The organism is Streptomyces sp. NBC_01549 (assembly GCF_026339955.1).
GTDB lineage: Bacteria > Actinomycetota > Actinomycetes > Streptomycetales > Streptomycetaceae > Streptomyces.
In genome coordinates this window covers 118,301-136,100 of record NZ_JAPEPW010000001.1, presented here as the reverse complement: position 1 = coordinate 136,100, position 17,800 = coordinate 118,301, and the positions used below count along the sequence as shown (strand labels likewise).

The 17,800-nt window shown below is 73.1% G+C and carries 7 protein-coding genes and 1 pseudogene; 2 read left to right on the top strand and 6 right to left on the bottom strand.

Annotation, left to right across the window (positions count from 1 at the left end; translation table 11 throughout):
* Nucleotides 1-2: 2 nt before the first annotated feature.
* From OG819_RS00590 to OG819_RS00580, 3 genes are read right to left on the bottom strand one after another with little or no spacing between them, the layout of a single operon-like run.
* Nucleotides 3-350, bottom strand: coding sequence for an acyl carrier protein (locus OG819_RS00590; RefSeq protein WP_266630244.1), 348 nt, complete (start codon nt 348-350; stop codon nt 3-5).
* Complete coding sequence (locus tag OG819_RS00585; RefSeq protein WP_266647423.1) at nt 340-4,857, bottom strand: type I polyketide synthase; 4,518 nt, start codon at nt 4,855-4,857, stop codon at nt 340-342. The genes OG819_RS00590 and OG819_RS00585 overlap by 11 nt, the downstream gene beginning before the upstream one ends.
* 5 nt (nt 4,858-4,862) lie before the next feature.
* Nucleotides 4,863-11,981 (bottom strand): type I polyketide synthase, encoded by a 7,119-nt coding sequence (locus tag OG819_RS00580; RefSeq protein ID WP_266647421.1) that lies wholly within the window; start codon nt 11,979-11,981, stop codon nt 4,863-4,865.
* A 686-nt stretch (nt 11,982-12,667) separates the two neighbouring features.
* Between OG819_RS00580 and OG819_RS00575 the strand changes: the two genes are divergently transcribed.
* Both OG819_RS00575 and OG819_RS00570 read left to right on the top strand, forming a co-directional pair.
* On the top strand, nt 12,668-13,432 hold the full coding sequence (locus tag OG819_RS00575) for a response regulator transcription factor (RefSeq protein ID WP_266630248.1): 765 nt from the start codon (nt 12,668-12,670) through the stop codon (nt 13,430-13,432).
* Nucleotides 13,433-13,464: 32 nt separating this feature from the next.
* Nucleotides 13,465-14,923 (top strand): annotated as a pseudogene (locus tag OG819_RS00570) (sensor histidine kinase).
* A 51-nt stretch (nt 14,924-14,974) separates the two neighbouring features.
* On the opposite strand, the gene OG819_RS00565 reads toward OG819_RS00570, so the two are convergent.
* The 3 genes from OG819_RS00565 to OG819_RS00555 form a co-directional block, all read right to left on the bottom strand.
* On the bottom strand, nt 14,975-15,697 hold the full coding sequence (locus OG819_RS00565; RefSeq protein WP_266630252.1) for an alpha/beta fold hydrolase: 723 nt from the start codon (nt 15,695-15,697) through the stop codon (nt 14,975-14,977).
* Nucleotides 15,698-15,730: 33 nt separating this feature from the next.
* The gene (locus OG819_RS00560; RefSeq protein WP_266647419.1) at nt 15,731-16,702 is read right to left on the bottom strand and encodes an alpha/beta hydrolase; all 972 of its coding nucleotides are present in this window, start codon (nt 16,700-16,702) and stop codon (nt 15,731-15,733) included.
* Nucleotides 16,703-16,881: 179 nt separating this feature from the next.
* On the bottom strand, nt 16,882-17,760 hold the full coding sequence (locus tag OG819_RS00555; protein WP_266630256.1) for a helix-turn-helix domain-containing protein: 879 nt from the start codon (nt 17,758-17,760) through the stop codon (nt 16,882-16,884).
* Between the last annotated feature and the right edge of the window lie 40 nt (nt 17,761-17,800).

The window sequence follows — 17,800 nt, the reverse complement described above, 5'->3', positions numbered from 1 at the left end:
GGTCAGGCCACCTCCGCGACGGCCAGTGAGTCCACGACGTAGCCGACGAGATCGCCGACGGTGAGCGCGATGATCTCCTCCAGCCCGCGGTCGGCTATGAACGCGGCGAAGTTGACCCGCGCGCCGTAGAACTCGCGCAACTGGGCGGAGAGGGTGACGAGGTCGATGCTCTCCAGCTCCAGGTCGTCGTGGAAGGACGTGTCGAGGGTGATCTCGCAGTCGTCGAGCCCGTACTCCTCCAACACGGTGCGCAGGATGGCCGAGATGTCCGCGAGCGCGGTCGCCGCGTCGGGCGCCGAGGTCTGTGCTCTGTCCGACTGGCCCGCGGGGCGGTCGAGTTCAGTGGTCATCTTCGTTCTCCTGATCGTTGACTGCCGTCCAGGCCACGACGTACTCCTTGGCGGGCCCCGCGGACGGCCGGGGGGTGGTCAGCGCGCGGTGCCGCACGCGGTACTCCTCGCCCGCGGCACGGACGGTCAGCCTCTCGCCGTCGGCCGCGGTGATCTCGAACCGCTTCGGCTCGCCGCCCAGTCCGGTGCCGCGCGCCTTCGCGACGGCTTCCTTGGCAGCCCAGAAACGGGTGAACCAGAGCCGCTCGGGGGCTCCTCGCGGCTGGCGGACGAGTGAGGTGAGCAGCTCGCGTTCGGCGGTCGTGAGGGCCACGGCGAGGGTGCCCTCGGGCCGGTCGGTGACCTCCTCGATGTCGATGCCGCAGGGACCCTCGGTCCTGGCCATCGCCACGGCCGTCTCGCCGCGGTGGGCGAGGGAGACGTGCAGCGCGGGCAGGGTCCTGCCGTAGCCGCCGGTCACGAAGGGCCGGCCGGCCGGGTCGTTGCCGACCCTGACCTCGGCCGGGTAGACGGGGCCCGCCCCGGCGTCCCACAGCACGTTGCGTACGGCGTCCTTGGCGGCGATCCGGCCGAGCAGCCACTGCCGCCGGCCGCGCGGGGCGTGCGCCGCGTACCGTTCGCGTTCCTCGCCCGCCAGGATGTTGCGCATGATCAGCTCGCGGGTGGCCAGATCGGGCCACTCCTCGTGGACCAGCGCCCAGCCGCCGGGCTGCATCCGGGACAGCGTGTACCGCTCGGGCTCCCGGTCCACCTTGCGGATGCGCGGATTGCTGTCGAACCTGCGGTCCTGCCAGCCGCTGAACTCCGCCCACACCCGCCCGCGACGGACCAGCTGCATGTCCGCTTCGAGCGTGGCGTCGGTGACGGAGGTGATCCGGATCAGGCACTCCAGGCGCTCGCCGGGCGCGGGGTGCGGGCCGTGGAAGCGGATCTCCTTCATGCCGACCGGGAACACCGTCGTCCGCACCGGCTGCCGGGCCATGATCCAGTAGCCGAGGAGCTGTCCCACGTTGTCCAGCAGGGCGCCCGGCGCGGGCGGGGTGACGAGCACCCCGCGCACGTGCCGGTCGCCGACCGCGGTCAGTTCGCTCAGGCCCTGGAAGCGCGGGCCGTGGAACATCCAGCGGCGCGAGTACAGCTCCGCCGCGGTCAGCTCGGGCCTCTCCTCCAGCGTGGCGGGAAAGGTCCAGGGCGCGGGAGGCGTGAACCGGGTCTGATCCGGGGCGAGTTCGACGACGGCCCGGGCGTACGGGCCGAGCGAGGCGGTGACCCGGTCCGGGCCCTCGGGGACGATCCGTACGGGGATGTCGACGGCCGGAGTGGCGGTGATCCACTGGTGCAGCCGTACGTCGTGGACGGCCACCGCGCGCCGACCGGGCGCCGCCCGTTCGGCGAACTCCATGAGGTGGGCGATCACGGTGGTGCCCGGGACCACGGGCCAGCGGTCGGCGGGGTCGGCCTGGGCGGGCTGCCGGAAGAAGCAGTGGTCCAGGAGGTAGGGCATGGTGTCGACGGAGACGTGGAGGGCGGTTTCGAGGGGCTGGAGGGGGCGGGGCCCGGGTGTGGCGGGTGTGGAGGGCGCGGCCGTACGAGGGGCCGGCGCGCGGCCGTCGCGCGGGGCCCCGCGTCCGTGTCGCCCCGCCGCCACCACGTCCGAGGCGAACGCCGTCGCGTCCCGCAGCAGTGCCGACAACTCCGCTCCCAGCGGGCCCTGTTGGTCCAGGGCGCCCGCATCGTGCGGCCCGGTGTGCTGCGGCCGGGACAGCGCGGCGCTCACCCGGTCGCGGGTTTCCGCGTCCAGGGACACGTTCGCGCCGCCGAGGTCCAGCCGGACCGGCCGGCCCGGACGGCGTCCCGCACGGGCCGGCGCGGCGGCCCGTGCCCTGCCCAGCAGCGGGGCGAGGTCCGGCGTGGCCCCGTCCGCCCACAACGCGCTCGCCACACGGTGGAGTTGGGGAAGACCCGAGCGGTGCGGGGAGTGGGCGGGGACCACGAGGTGGTCCCGGCCGTGCAGGGTGTCGCCGATGAGCGAGCCGAGCTGTCCCGCGCCGAGCTGGACAAACGCGCGGAAGCCCGCCGCGTACATCGTCTCCACCAGGGGCCGGAAGCGGACCGGTTCCAACAGATGGCGGATGAACAGCTCACGGATCGCCGCCGGTTCGTCCGGGTAGGGGGCGACGGTCGTCGCGGACCACAGGGGCAGCGCGGCCGGGTGCAGGGTGTAGGCCTCGGCGGCCTTTCTGACCGGGCCGAGGTAGGGCTCCAGCATCGGGGTGTGGAAGCCGGAGCGGAACGGCAGGATCTGCGAGATCACCGCCCGGGCCCTGAACACCTCGACCAGCGCGGCGACGGCGGGCTCGGGGCCGCAGATCATCGACTGGTTGGGCGCGTTGTCGTGGGAGAGGACCACGTCCCCGCGGCCGTCCAGTTCGGTCAGTACCACCTCGGCGGGGGCGCCGATCGCGGCGAAGGCCAGCCCGGGGACGCTCAGCGCGTCGGGGTCGAATCCGGCGAGGAAGGCGTCGATCTCCTCCGGGGAGTGGATCCCGGCGGCGGCCATCGCGGTCCACTCGCCGAGGCTGTGTCCGGCGAGCGCGTCCGGGACGACGTCGAGCCGCCGCAGCGCGGTGTCGAGGAGCCGGCCGAGCTCGAAGACGCCGGTGCCCTGCCGGCCCACGTCACCCACGGTGGCGTCGGTGACGGCGCGCGACCAGGGCAGCCCGAAGTGCCGTGCGATGTCCCCGGAGTTGGGCGCGAACTCGGCCTCCAGGCCCGGGAAGACGAACGCGAGCCGGCCGCCGACGGGCCCCAGCAGCGGACGCGGCACGAACCACACGTCGCCCCGGCCCCGCCACCCCTTCCCCTTGGCGACCGCCTTGCGGGCCAGCGCCAGCCGCTTGGCCGTCGGCCCGACGACGGCGAGCCGCACCGGATCGGCGGCGGGGGCGCGTTCGTCGAGACCTGAGGCGAGGATCTCGGAGTCGGAGCGGTCAAGGAGCGCGGCCATCGCCTCGGGTGTCGGCGCGGTCAGCCGCAGCACCGGCTCCGGCTCGTACACCTCGGCCGGCCGCCGCGCGACCGTGACCTCTTCGAGTACCACGTGGGCGTTGATGCCGCCGAACCCGAAGGCGTTGACGGCGGCCCGGCGCACCGGCTGCCGGTCGTCGGTCCGCCAGGGGCGGGCGGCGCCGATGGGGGTGAAACGGGTGCGGGCGAGCGCCGGGTGCGGGTCGTCGCAGTGCAGGGTCGGCGGGAGCACCCCGTGGTGGACGGCGAGCGCGGCCTTGATCAGCCCGGCGACGCCCGCCGCGGGCATGGTGTGCCCGATCATCGACTTCACCGAGCCGATGACGGCGGCCGGCGCGTCCCCGGACGTGTCCGTCGGCGGCGGCCCGAACACCTCGGCGAGCGTGATGAGTTCGGTGCCGTCGCCCGCCGGGGTGGCGGTGCCGTGCGCCTCCAGGAGCCCGATCGACCCGGGGGCGGCCGGGTCGAGCCCGGCGGCCTCCCAGGCCTGGCGGACCGCGCGGACCTGGCCGTCGGAGTCGGGCGCCATCAGACTGGTCGTACGTCCGTCGGAGGCGACGCCGGTGCCGGTGATCGCGGCGTAGATCCGGTCGCCGTCCCGCTCGGCGTCGGCCAGCCGCTTGAGGACGACGACACCGGTGCCCTCACCGATCAGCACCCCGTCCGCGCCCCGGTCGAACGGCCGGATGCGCTCGCTCGGGGAGAGCGCGCCGAGTTGGCTGAACACACTCCAGAAGGTGATGTCGTGGCAGTGGTGCACCCCGCCCGCCAGCATCACGTCACAGCGCCCGCTGCCGAGTTCGCGCACGGCGTGGTCGACGGCGATGAGCGAGGAGGCACAGGCGGCGTCCACGGTGTAGGCGGGCCCGCGCAGGTCGAGCCGGCCGGCCAGCCGGGACGCGGCGAGGTTGGGCACAAGACCGATCGAGGACTCCGGTGCCTCGGGCCCGAGCCGGTCGGTGAACGCCTCGCGCACCGCCTCCAGTTGGTCGGCGCCGAGGTCCGGAAGCAGCTCGCCCAGGGTGCGCACGAGCTGGCTCGCGGTCCGTACCCGCTGGTTGAGCCGGACCAGGCCGGGGGTGAGATAGCCGCCCCGGCCGAGCACCACACCGACCCGGTGCCGGTCGGCGGGCAGCCGGCCCGGGCCGCCCGCGTCGGCCAGGGCGCCCGCGGCCACCCGCAGCGCGATCAGCTGGTCGGGCTCGGTGGCCGGGACCGCGGCGGGCATGATCCCGAACTCGGTGACGTCCACCTCGGCCAGTTCGTCCACGAAACCGCCGCGCCGGCAGTAGACCCGGTCGGCGCGGCGCTCGGCGCCGGGCGCGTAGTACTCGTCGGCGTCCCAGCGGCCAGGCGGCACCTCGGTGATGGCGTCGACGCCGGAGACCAGGTTGTGCCAGTACGTGGCGAGGTCGGGGGCGCCCGGGAAGAGCACCGACATGCCGACGATGGCGACCGGTTCGGCGCGGGCGCCGGTCATCCCGGTCACCAGCCCGACGCCGTGTAGACCACGGCGGTGTCGCCCTCGGGCCCCCAGGCCAGCTCGCGCAGCAGGCTCATGGTGCCCTCGTCGGGGTCGATGAGCTGGATGCCGCGGCCCGCGTAGTGCCGCATCAGCTCGGGGGTGACCATGCCGTGGTTGCCGTCTCCGGTCGGTGCCCATGGACCCCAGTGGACGGTCAGCCCTCGGCGGCCGGTACCGGAGTCTGCCCAGCGGGAGCCGAGGGTCTCCAGGGCGTCGTTGGCGGCGGCGTAGTCGGACTGGCCGCGGTTGCCGAGAGCGGCGGCGACACTGCCGAACAGCACGGCGAACCGGGGGCCTTCTCCGTCCGGCAACTCACCCAGCGCGTCCAGCAGTTCGCGCGCGCCGTCGACCTTCGTACGGAACACCCGGTCGTACGACCGGGGGCTCTTCTCCGCGATCAGCTTGTCCTCGATCACACCGGCCGCGTACACGACGCCGTCGAGTCGGCCGTGCTCGGCGTGGATCTCCTTCACGGCCCGGCGCACGGTGTCGCCGTCCAGCGCGTCCACGGTGCGGTAGCGCACCTCGGAGCCGAGCGCGACGAGTCCGCGCAGGGTGGCTCGCACCTCGCGTTCGGCCTGGATCCGGCCGATCGCCCGCTCGATCTCGGCGGGGACGCGCAACCCGCCCGCGATGAGCGCGGTCCGCAGTTCACCGGCGGTGCTCGCGGCGGCGAGGGCGGGGTCCTCCCCCTCCCCGTCCCCGGAGAGGGCGGTGCGGCCGAACAGTTCGATCCGGCAGCGGCTCGCGGCGGCCAGGGTCGCGGCGAACCGCGCGGTGATCCCCCGGGCGCCGCCCACCAGCAGGACGACCGAATCGGAGTCCAGGCCGAGCGCGGCGGCCTCGGCGGCCCCGTCCCCGGCCGGGCCCGCACCCGTACTGCCGAGCAGACCGAGCCCCTCCTCGGCCATGCGCAGTCCGCGCCGTGTGCCGGGGGAGCGCAGGACGACCGGCTCACGGTCGGGCGCGGTGAGCTCGGCGACCAGCTCCGCGGCGATGTCCTCGGGCGCGGTGCCGGGCGCGTGCTCGACGACCCGGGCGACCGTGTCGGGGTACTCCCGCGCGAGGGAGCGGAAGAAGCCGCGCAGACCGGCGGAGGCGCCCGCGGCCAGCACCCAGCGCGGGTTGCCCGCCAGCACCCGCTGATAGGCGGGGAAGACGTCCGGCAGCACGGGCGGGGCGTCCGTTGCGACGAGGTGGACGATCCCGTCGAACTCTCCGTCGGCCGGGGGCGCTTCGGCGGTCAGCGCGTGGGCGCCGTGCGCGGTGAGGCGTGCGGTCAGCGCCTCGGCCACCGGTCCGGAGCCGAGCAACAGGAAACTGCGGCCGATCAGCAGGTCGCTGGTGGGCGCCGGGCCGGCGGGGGCGAGGTCGAACTCCCGCATCACGAGGCGCCGGGGTGCCACGACGACGGGTTCGGGGCCGGCGGGGCCGGCCTCCGGTCTCTCCGGCTCGGCCACCTCGCCCCGGGCTCCCGCCACCAGCGCGGCGATGCTCGCGGCGGTACGCGCCTTGGCCAGCTCCTCCACGTCGGCGTCGCCCGTCGCGGTCAGCCCGAGCCGACCTGCCAATTCGCCCGCGATTTCGGCTCGTTTGATGGAGTCGACGCTGAGGTCGGCTTCGAGGTCGAGGTCGGGTTCGATCATGTCGACGGGGTAGCCGGTGCGCTCGCCGATCACGTCGAGGACGAGCGCGAGGACGGACTCGGCGGTCGGTGCGACGCTCACGGAGGCTCCGGCATCCGCACCGGCGGGAGCCGGGGTCGTTCCCGTTCCGCTCACCCGCTCGACCAGTGCCGTGATCGCGGCGGCGGTACGCGCCTTGGTCAGCTCTTCCACGTCGGCGTCGCCGGTCGCGGTCAGCCCGAGCCGACCTGCCAATTCGCCCGCGATTTCGGCTCGTTTGATGGAGTCGACGCTGAGGTCGGCTTCGAGGTCGAGGTCGGGTTCGATCATGTCGACGGGGTAGCCGGTGCGCTCGCCGATCACCTCGAGAACGACCGACAGCACCGACCCACCTGCCGGTACGGCCACTGCATCCGGCGCGGCGGCGGGCAGCGCGGTCACCGTGACCGGAGCGTCGGCGTACGTGACCGGGGCGGGGGCGGGGGCGGTGGGACGTACCCCCGGATCCGCTCCCAGATACCCCAGCATCACATCCCGCTGCGCCGCGATCATCTCCCGGCTCGTCCGCAGGAACTCGCTGATCAGGGCCTCGGATCCGGAGACCGCCGCCGGTCCGACGGGGCTGCTGTGGGTCACGAGGGCCTCCGGTACACGCTCGGCGGGGTGGAGTGCGGCGGCGGGGATCGCGCCGTCCGCCCTACGGATCAGATGGCCGTCGACCGTCCAGGCGGCGCGTCTGGGACGCGGGGCGCGGGCGTCGGCGGGGATCGCGTCCCGGCCCTGGAAGAGCCACGAGGTCCTGATGTCCACACCGGCGACGGCCAGTTGGGCGAGCGCGGCGAGGAACCCGACGAGACCCGTGCGCCCGGCACGTCGGCCGTCCTCCAGGGCGACCGTGCGGTGCGGCCGGTCCCCGAGGACCGTGCCCACCAGCCGGGTCAGCACCGAGCCGGGTCCGGCCTCGACGAAGACCCGGGCGCCGGCCTCGTACATCGCCTCGATCTGGTCGGCGAAGCGGACGGGTGAACCGATCTGGGCGGCGAGTTCGGCCCGGACCGCTTCGGGGTCCTGCGGGTATCGGGCGGCCGTACGGTTCGACCAGACAGGGAAGTCGGTCGACGTGAACGGAACTCCGGCGAGCACCTCGGCGAAGGTCTCGCCGGCCGCCGCGACCAGCGGGCTGTGGAACGCGCAGGCGACCGGGATGCGCTGTGCGCCGAGCCCCTGGGCGCGCAGTCGTTCCACGGCCGTGAGAACGTCCTCGGTGGGGCCCGAAATGACCGTCTGACGGGGCGAGTTGCGGTTTGCCGTCACCACCGAGCCGGCCAGACCCGCGGCCGTCAGGGCCGCCGCGACCTCCGGCTCGCCCGCGGAGACGGCGGCCATGGTGCCGGGATCGCCCTCGCCGGTGGCGCGCAGGATGGCGGCGGCCCGTTCACGACTGGTGCGCAGCAGGGCGTCGGGGGTGAGGGCGCCCGCCGCGGCCAGCGCGGCCAGTTCTCCGTAGCTGTGGCCCGCTGCCATCGCCGGGCGCACGCCGGCCCTGCTCAGGAGCTGGAACGCGGCGAGTCCGGTCAGACCGAGCGCGGGCTGCGCGACGGTCGTGTCGGTGATCCGTTCCTGCTGCTCCTTGCGGCCCGCCTCGTCGAAGGCGGTCGGCGGGAAGAGGACGTGGGCCGTCGTCTCGTCGAGTCGCAGGTGGCGCTGGAGTTCGGGGAAGGCGACGAAGAGTTCGGCGAACATTCCGGGCCGTTGGCTGCCCTGCCCGGGGAAGAGCAGCGCGATGCCGCCCGGCTCGCTGTCGCCCGTCCCGCTGTCGTCAGCGGTGAACAGACCCTCCTTCGGGGCGTGTTCACCGGAGACCGCCCGGCGCAGCAGCGCCGTCAGCTCCTCGGTCGACCCGGCGACGAGGGCGATCCAGGTCCGGGCGCTTCGGGCGCCCCGGGTGGCGGCGGCCTCGGACCGCCGGGACGCGGCGAGCGCGAAGTCCCTCAGCCGCCACGGTTCGTACGGTCCGGACTCCGCCTCCACGAGGGCGAGCAGCTCGGTGGCGGCCCGTACCGCCGCCGCCCGGTCCGCGCCCCGGAACGTGAAGAGCTCGGCGGGCCACTGCTGGGCCGAGGTGACCGGCGGTGGCCCGTCCTCGTAGGCCCGCAGGACGACGTGGAAGTTGGTGCCGCCGAAGCCGAAGGCGCTGACCCCGGCGGCCCGTTCGGCCGGGGCGGCGGACCAGGGGCGGGCCTCGGTGTGGAAGGCGAAGGGGCTGCTCTGCGCGTCCCACGCAGGGTTCGGCTGGGTGAGGTGCAGGGTCGGCGGCTTCACGCCGGTGTGCAGGGCGAGCGAGGTCTTGATCAGTCCGGCGAGTCCGGCCGCGCACTTGGTGTGCCCGATCTGCGACTTGACCGAGCCGAGCGCGCAGGCCCCGGGCGGCGCCCCGGCCTCCTCGAACACCCGGGTGAGGGAGCCGAGTTCGGTGCGGTCGCCGACGACGGTGCCGGTGCCGTGCGCCTCGACGAGCCCCACCTCGGCGGGCGAGACGCCCGCGTTGCGGTAGGCCCGGGTCAGCGCGTTGTACTGGCCTTCGGGCCGGGGCGCGGTCAGGCCGAGCGCCCGGCCGTCGCTGGCGCTGCCGACACCCTTGATCACCGAGTACACCCGGTCGCCGTCCCGCTCGGCGTCCGCGAGCCGCTTGAGGACCACACAGCCGACGCCCTCGCCGAGCGCGATGCCGTCGGCGGCGCTGTCGAAGGGAGCGGAGCGGCCCGAGGGCGAGAGGGCGTGCGCGGAGGCGAAGAGCAGGTAGTCGTTGATGCCGTTGTGCAGATCGGCCCCGCCGCACAGCACCAGGTCGCTGGTCCCGCTCACCAGCTCCTTGCATGCCACGTCGACGGCGGTGAGGGAGGAGGCACAGGCGGCGTCCACGGTGTAGTTGGCGCCGCCGAGGTCGAGGCGGTTGGCGATCCGGCCCGCGATGACGTTGGCCAGGACGCCCGGGAAGGAGTCCTCCGTGAGGTGGGGCAGCTGCTCGTCCAACGCGGGCGGCAGGCTGCCCAGGTAGGCGGGCAGGACGGAGCGCAGGGTCATCGCGTTGGAGAGGTCGCTGCCCGCCTCCGCGCCGAACACGACCGACGCGCGGGACCGGTCGAAGGACCGGCTGCCGTAGCCGGAGTCCTCCAGGGCGCGACGCGCCGCCTCCAGGGCCAGCAGCTGCACCGGCTCGATCGCGGGCAGCGAGGCGGGCGGAATGCCGTACCGCAGCGGCTCGAAGGGGATCTCGGGGAGGAAGCCGCCCCAGCGGGACGGGGTCTTCTCCCCGGCGCCCTCCAGATCGTGGTACAGCTCGGCGTCCCAGCGGGTCGCGGGCACCTCGGTGACGGCGTCCTCGCCCGCCAGCACGTTCGCCCAGAAGGTGGCGAGGTCAGGAGCGCCGGGGAACATGCAGGCCATGCCGACGATCGCGATGTCCAGCGGTTCGGGGGAGGGTTCGGCGGCGCCTTCCCCGATGCCGAGGGCCTCCCGGCGCGCCGCCAGGAAGCCGGCCGCGCCGGTGGTGACCGAGGCGTGCAGAGCGGCGACGGTGGTGACGGCGGAGCGCAGCACGGCGACCTCACCGGCCATGAACATGCCCTCGGCGAGCTGTCTGTCCTCGCCGACCGCGCTCAGCCTGCCGTCGACCCGCTCGATGCCCTTGCTGGCCAGCCGCAGCCGCCCCACGTTGAGCTGCTCCAGCTGCTCCCAGGCCTCGCGGCCGGGTGTCCCGCGGGCGGCGAGGTCCTCCTTGACGGCGGCGAACTCGTCGGTGAACGGGCTGTGCACACAGCGGGTGGCGTGTCCGGGCGCGGTCTCCAGGAGGTCGGTGCGCTCGGCGTCGATCACCTGACGCTGGAACAGGGGCAGCACCGCGCCCGCGCTCACGGCCTCCTCGGTGAACAGATACGCCGTGCCCATCAGCACGCCCACGGCGGCACCCCGGGCGGTCAGCGGCGCGGTGAGCGCGGTGACCATGGCGGCGGAGCGTTCGTCGTGCACCCCGCCCGCGAAGAACAGCCGGAGTTCGCCCGCGGTGCCGTTCTTCGCGCCCGCCAGGAAGTCGTCGAGCACGCCGAGCTGTGCCTCCCACAGCGGGAAGCTGCCCCGCGGTCCCACATGGCCGCCGCACTCGGCGCCCTCGAAGACGAACTTGCGCGCGCCCGCCTCCAGGAACTGCTTCAGCAGCCCCGGCGACGGCACGTGCAGGAAGGTGGAGATGCCCACCTCCTCCAGCGCGGCGGCCTGCGCGGGACGTCCGCCCGCGATGATCGCGTGGGACGGGCGGATCTCCCGTACGACCTCCAGCTGGGCGGCCTTGATCTCCTCGGCGGCGAAGCCGAGGACGCCGACGCCCCAGGGCGCGTCGCCGAGCGCGTCCTTGGTCCGCTCCAGGACGGCGCGGGTCTGGTCGGCGCCGGAGAGCGCGAGCGCGATGAAGGGCAGTCCGCCGTGGCCGCCGACCTCGGCGGCGAACGCGGCCTGGTCGCTCACCCGGGTCATCGGCCCCTGGGCGACGGGCAGTTCGCTCCCGAAGGGGCGGGTGCCCGTTCCGTCGCGGCCGAGACCGGGGCCCGCGCTCTTCGACGAGTCGAGACCGGGGCCCGCGCTTTTCAACGAGTCGAGGACGGCGTCCCGTACGCCCCGCACCGCCGCGTGGACGGTGCCCCAGCGCTCCTGGAAGCGGTCGGCGAGGAAGCCGTCCTGACCGATCTCGGGGGCCGGCGCGCCCTCTGGGGCACCCCTGCGCCGTAGGACGCGGCGGCCGTCCTCCACGGTGGTCTCGGACCCGTCGAGCCCGGCGAGCAGTGCCGGCGTCCCGGCGGGGAGTTCGGCCTCGGCCTCGGCGAGCAGGGCGAGCTGGGTGTCCAGGACGACACCGGCGCCGCCGCCCGCGACGACGGCCGCCGCGGTGTGCGGACCCGCGCCGCCGCAGGCCCAGACGGGCAGGTCCAACTCGTCTTCGGCGAGGAGCTGTTGGAGCAGTACGAAGGTGCTCAGTTCGCCCACGGGGCCGCCTGCCTCGTGGCCCCGGGCGACCAGTCCGTGCGCCCCGGCCGCGGCGGCCCGTAAGGCCTGTGCGCGGTCGGTCACCTCGACGAGTACGCGGTGGCTGGGGAAGTCGGCGGGCGTGCAGGAGGCGTCGGTGGTCAGCAGGACGGCGTGCACACAGGTGGGAAGGTCCCGCGCGGGAAAGGCATCGTTGTCGCGGAGCCGTACGCCGAAACCGGCGGCCGACCATTCCTCGGCCAGCGCGAGTTCCGCCGCCGCCCGGCGCCCACCCGCGGTGAGGTCGAGCACCCCGAGACCGCCCGCCCGTACGGCGGCCGCGGTGACCCGTGCCGAGGGGACGGCGAACGGGTTCAGGGCGATGACGATGTCCTCTACGGCAAACGGGCCGGAAGTATCGAAATTCGGCACAGGCACGCGAACGCTCCAAAATCGCACGAGGGTGATCATCGGTGGGGGAGAGCGGAGAGCGCTTGCGCTTCACAACGAGCCGACAGCCGATGCGAAGCACGCTCATGCTTATTGCGCATCCTCGTGAAAGTCAAACTCTCAAGGAGGCTGTCATTACCGGAAGTAACATGGTTGACACAGTCGCCTCGGAGCCCTGTGCGTGCCGACAACGGAGGCCTGGTTGCGGTGAGTTGACGGAGCTGGTCACTGTCGGTCGGCGCGTTCCGCGCCCCTGATTCGGCCTGCGGCAATGCTTGCTGACGTAGTGTCGAGCATGGGGTCCACTTCGATCTTGCGGAAACGAAATGTTTCCCTCGCTGTAAATTGAAACCTTTATTAGTTCCCCTCTTCATAATCAAAATTCATGATGGGCAAAAGGGTGTGATTCGGCACTTGGGTGCGAATAGTCGCGATTCGTACTCGCCAGTAAGTTGGCTGGTTTCAACAACACGGCCCGGCCGCGGGAGCGGCCGGGCCGTGGCTGGATCCGAAGGTGCCGGGGCGGATCACTCGGCATGGAACGTCGCGTCCGTCCTGGCGAGTCAGGCGGCCCAGCCGTTCGACGACCGCTGTCTGTCATGGCAGCACGACGCGCCGAGCCTGCCCGGTGGGAGCTGTCGTTTTCCTGTCGCTCAACTTTCAAGTGTTTATCGATGTGGATCAGAGACGTCGGCTGCTATGGCGTCGACGGCCACGTCACGCACTATGAGGAGGTGGAAAAAGTGCGCCTCCTGGTCGTGGACGACGACCCTCCCATCGCCGACCTCGTCGCGACGGTCGCCCGCTACGAGGGCTGGGAGGCGATCACCGCGTACTCCGGCGAGGACGCGCTGCGCCGGGCAGCCGAGTTCCGCCCCGACATCGTGGTGCTCGACCTGATGCTGCCCGGCCTCGACGGGTTCGCCGTCCTCGACCGGCTGCGGCAGTCCGGGACGATGGTGCCCGTGGTCTTCCTCACCGCCCGCGACGGCGTCGCGGACCGGGTCGCGGGCCTCACCCGCGGCGGCGACGACTACCTCGTCAAACCGTTCGCGGTCGAGGAGCTCATGGCGCGGCTGCGGACCGTGCTGCGGCGCGCCGCGGGCCCCGGCTTCCAGCGCTCCGTGCTCCAGGTCGCCGACCTGACGATGGACGAGGACACCCGGGAGGTGCGGCGCGCCGACCGGCTGCTCACGCTCACCCCGACCGAGTACGAGGTCCTGCGCTACCTCATGCGCAAGTCGCCCACCGTCCTCACGAAGGCCCAGATCCTCGACCACGTGTGGGAGTACGGCTTCGGAGGCCGCTCCAACGTGGTGGAACTCGTCGTCAGCCGGCTGCGCCGCAAGCTCGACGGCAGCGGCGAGTCCGACAGCGGCGAGTCGCTCATCCACACGGTGCGGGGCGTCGGATACGTGGTGCGACAGGTCGCCGAGTGAGCGGCCCCCAGGCCGGCGGAGCGCTTGCCCGCCTGCGGGGCGTCTACCGCCGGACACGCCTGGGCACCCGGCTGGCCCTCGGCATCGGCGTGCTGTCCCTCGTCGTGTTCGCCGTCGTCGGCACGGCCCTGACGACGTACATGAAGGACTACCTGGAACGTCAGCTCGGCGAGCAGATGAAGCTCGTCCAGGTCACCCAGTCCAAGGACGCCCAGGCACACGGCACCGTCCAGCGGCGGCCGTACTACGGCTGGTTCACCGCCGTGTACGACGTCAAGGGCCGTACGGCGGTCCTGCGCAAGCCCGCCGACGTCCCCGCCGACACCGCCGAACTCACCGCCACCGCCCAGGCGTTGCCGGACGGGGGGCGACGCGCACCTGCTGCGCACCGCGCACATCGAGGGCGAGGGCATGTACAAGCTGCGCGCCTGCGAGGTCGACCCGGGCGTCGTCCTCGTCACCGCGGCGCCCATGCAGGACATGCAGGCCACCGTGCGGCAGCTGATCACGGTCCAGGTCGTCACCTTCGCGCTCGCCCTGCTCGGGCTCGTCGTGCTCGGCCGGACCGTACTGCGGCGCGGGCTGAGACCGTTCAGCGACATGGCGCACACCGCCCGCGGCATCACCTCGCACAACCTCACCGGCTCGGCGCGGCTGGAGGTGCGGGCCGGGGGCGGGCGTGGCGGACCCGAGGTCGAGGAACTGCGCACCGCGTTCAACACCATGCTGGAGCACATCGACGACGCGCTCGCCGTCCGCACCGAGGCCGAACAGCGACTGCGCCGGTTCGTCGCGGACGCCTCGCACGAACTGCGTACGCCCCTGATGTCGGTACGCGGCTACGCGGACCTCTTCCAGTACGCCGCCGCCAACGAGCCCGAGGAACGCGAGAAGCACCTGGCCCGGCTGCGCGCCGAGGCCGCCAGGATGGGCGTACTCCTCGACGACCTGCTCCTCCTCGCCCGCCTGGACGCCGCCGAGGTGGAGACACCGCTGCGGCTGGAGGACGCGGACCTGGTGGAACTGGCGCGAGAGGCGGCGGACGCCTTCCGTGCCGGACGAGGGGAGCACGCGCTGTCCGTGACGGCCGGCCCCGACCCGGTGCGCCTGCGCCTGGACCCCCTGCGCATCCGACAGGTCCTCGACAACCTGCTCACCAACGCCGCCATGCACACCCCGGTGGGCACGAAGGTGTGCCTGGAGGTGTCGGCCACGCAGGCGGGGCAGCCGGGGCGCGTCGGCTCGTCCGGCACGGCGGTCGTGCGGGTCTGCGACTCCGGGCCCGGGATTCCGCCCGCCGACCAGGAGCGGGTCTTCGACCGTTTCTACCGCGTCGACAAGGCCCGTAGCCGCGACCGCGGCGGCAGTGGGCTGGGCCTCGCGGTCGCCCGCTCACTGGTCCGGGCCCACGGCGGCACCATCGAACTGAACAGCAGCCCCGGCTCCACGGCGTTCACGATCCGCCTCCCGCTCCCGCGTGCGCTCCCGTGACTACGGGGGAGTACGTCCGCACAGCCGCCGTCGGTTCGCTCAGCCGGTGCCTCAGCCGGTCGCGCGGACCGCGTCGCGGATCAGCTCTGCGACCACCCGCGGCTGGGACACCGCGACGGCGTGCGAGGCGCCCTCGACCTCCAGGATCGTCGCTCCCGCACGCTTTGCGCCGAAGCGCTCGACCTCGGGGTTGATCGCCTGGTCCGCGGCGGCGACCAGGGCCCAGGAGGGCTTGGTCTTCCACGCGGCGGCGCTCGCCGTCTCAGTGAACGCCCCGGCGGCGAGCGGACGCTGGGCGACCGCCAGCACCTTGGTGACGTCGGCGGGGACGTCCGCGGCGAAGACGGACGGGAATGCCTCGGGGAGGATGGTGACCTCGACGGCCGGGTCGCCGCCCTCGACGGGATACGTGGTCTGCTTCAGGCTGCTGCCCAGCGGCGAGTCGGGGAAGCGCCCCTGCAACTCGCCGAGGCTCTCGCCCTCCTCGAGGACGTACGCCGCGACGAAGACCAGCCCGACCACGTTCTCCGCGGTACCGGCGACGGTGATGATCGCGCCGCCGTAGGAGTGACCGACCAGCACGACGGGGCCGTCGATCTGCGCGGCCACCGAGGCGATGTACGCGGCGTCGGAGGCGAGAGAGCGCAGCGGGTTCGGCGGTGCGACGACGGGGATGCCGTGGTTCTGCAGTTCCGCGATGACGCCGGACCAGCTGGCGGCGTCGGCGAACGCGCCGTGCACGAGCAGGGCGGTGGGAGTGGTGTTCCCGGACATGACTGTTTCTCCTTGTCGGTCTTGTGGACCTGGTCAGCCCGCGTGCAGCGCGGTGTGCAGCGTACGGGTGGCCATCGTCAGGGCGGCCTCGGCGGCGTGGGTGCCGCGCAGGGCGTTGAGCATCACGAAGTCGTGGATGATGCCCTGGAAGCGCACGGCGGTGACGGGCACTTTGGCCTCGCGCAGCTTGCCCGCGTAGGCCTCGCCCTCGTCGCGCAGGACGTCGGCCTCGCCGGTGATGACCAGGGCCGGAGGCAGGCCGGTGAGCTGCTCGGTGGTGGCGCGCAGCGGGGAGGCGGTGATCTGGGCGCGCTCGGCCTCGTCGGTCGTGTACTGGTCCCAGAACCACTGCATGCCGTCGCGGCGCAGGAAGTAGCCGGTGGCGAACTGGTGGTAGGAGCCGGTGTCGAAGCTCGCGTCGGTGACCGGGTAGAACAGCACCTGCTGGAGCAGCGGGACATCGCCGCGCTCCTTGGCCATCAGGGTCAGCGCGGCGGTCATGTTGCCGCCGACGGAGTCGCCGGCCACCGCGAGGCGGGTGCCGTCCAGCCCCTTGGACGCACCCTGCCGCACGACCCACTGCGCGACGGTGTAGTTCTGCTCGATGGCGACCGGGTAGCGGGCCTCGGGCGAGAGGTCGTACTCGGGGAAGACCACGGCGGCCTCGGCGCCCACGGCCAGCTCGCGCACGAGGCGGTCATGGGTGTGGGCGTTGCCGAACACCCAGCCCGCGCCGTGGATGTAGAGGATCACCGGAAGGGTGCCCTCGATACCGGCGGGCTTTACGATCCGGGCGCGGACACTGCCCGTCGGACCGCCCGGGACGGTGATCCACTCCTCGTCGATGTCCGGCATCTCGATCTCGCCGGACTGCACCTCGTCGACGGCCTTGCGGCCCTCCGCCGGGGCGAGGTCGAACAGGTACGGCGGATTGGCGGTGGCTTCCGCGAAAGCGGCGGCCGCCGGTTCCAGTACAGGCTTGACCGGCTCTACGGCGTCGGACATGGGAATCTCCTGAAGCGTTGTTCCTGGGTACGCCGGGCAATGTTCCGGCCTCGCACCCACGCTAAAGACACGGTGCGGGTGTGAATGGTCCATCAGCGCACCGCCGTTGAACTCACAGCGCACGAAAGAGGCCTGGGGACCGTCCACCACCGAGTGACCACCGAACGCGAGCGGCCGTCTCAGCGGCGGTCGGCGGGCGTGCCGCGGCCGACGGTGTCCCGCCATTCGCTGGGCGACATGCCGTACGCGGCGCGGAAGACCCGGCTGAAGTGGCTGGCGCTCATGAACCCCCAGCGGTTGGCCACCGCCGCGATGGTCCGACCGCCCCGGACGCGGATCATCAGGTCCCGGCGGCACTCCTCGAGCCGACGCCGCTGGATCCACCGGCCGACCGTGGTGCCCTCGTCCTGGAAGAGCCGGTGCAGATAGCGCGCGGAGATGTGATGGGCCCCGGCGATCGTCTCGGGGGAGAGGTCCTCGTCGGTCAGGTGCAGGTCGATGAACTCCAGGATCCGGGCCATCATCGGTGTCCGGGCGGCGGGCGTGCCGGTCGCGTCCCGGCCCAGCCGCTCGGTGGCGAGGGTGGCCAGCACGTTCACGGCGTTCCAGGCGAGCAGCTCGCCGACCGGCGGCCGGGACGAGGAGGCCGTGTCCGCGAGTTCGGACAGGAACGGTGACAGCAGGCTGCCCAGCCGGGACATACGGGGAACCGACGTCCCCGCGAGCCGGCGCACGTCCGTCTCGCAGAGCCCGAGCGACTCGTACGGCACGAGGAACACCTTCGTACGGAAACACGCCGGGAAGTCGAGCGCCGCGGGTTCGTGCGCGTCGTAGAAGCAGATGTCTCCCGGCGTGAGGAAGACGTCCTCGGGCTGCCGCGGACTGTGCGCGCCGCTCCCCCCTCCTACGCCCGCCGCACCTCGTATGCCTACGAAGAGGTACTCGCCGCTGTCCCGGGCGACCAACCGGTGTGCCCGCCGGGCCGGTTGGGGCCGGCCCGCCCCGGGCAGCTCCGTGGGTGCCGCGCCCGAGACGACGATGTCGAGGCCCATGGGCATGCGACACCTACCGCTCTCACCCGTCTCCCCGCGGCCGGTC

Bases quoted from the DNA above. Each gene is read 5' to 3' on its own strand.
- OG819_RS00585 (WP_266647423.1), bottom strand. From the start codon at position 4,857: ATGACCGGCGCCCGCGCCGAACCGGTCGCCATCGTCGGCATGTCGGTG.
- OG819_RS00555 (WP_266630256.1), bottom strand. From the start codon at position 17,760: ATGCCCATGGGCCTCGACATCGTCGTCTCGGGCGCGGCACCCACGGAG.
- OG819_RS00575 (WP_266630248.1), top strand. From the start codon at position 12,668: ATGTGGATCAGAGACGTCGGCTGCTATGGCGTCGACGGCCACGTCACG.
- OG819_RS00560 (WP_266647419.1), bottom strand. From the start codon at position 16,702: ATGTCCGACGCCGTAGAGCCGGTCAAGCCTGTACTGGAACCGGCGGCC.
- OG819_RS00565 (WP_266630252.1), bottom strand. From the start codon at position 15,697: ATGTCCGGGAACACCACTCCCACCGCCCTGCTCGTGCACGGCGCGTTC.
- OG819_RS00590 (WP_266630244.1), bottom strand. From the start codon at position 350: ATGACCACTGAACTCGACCGCCCCGCGGGCCAGTCGGACAGAGCACAG.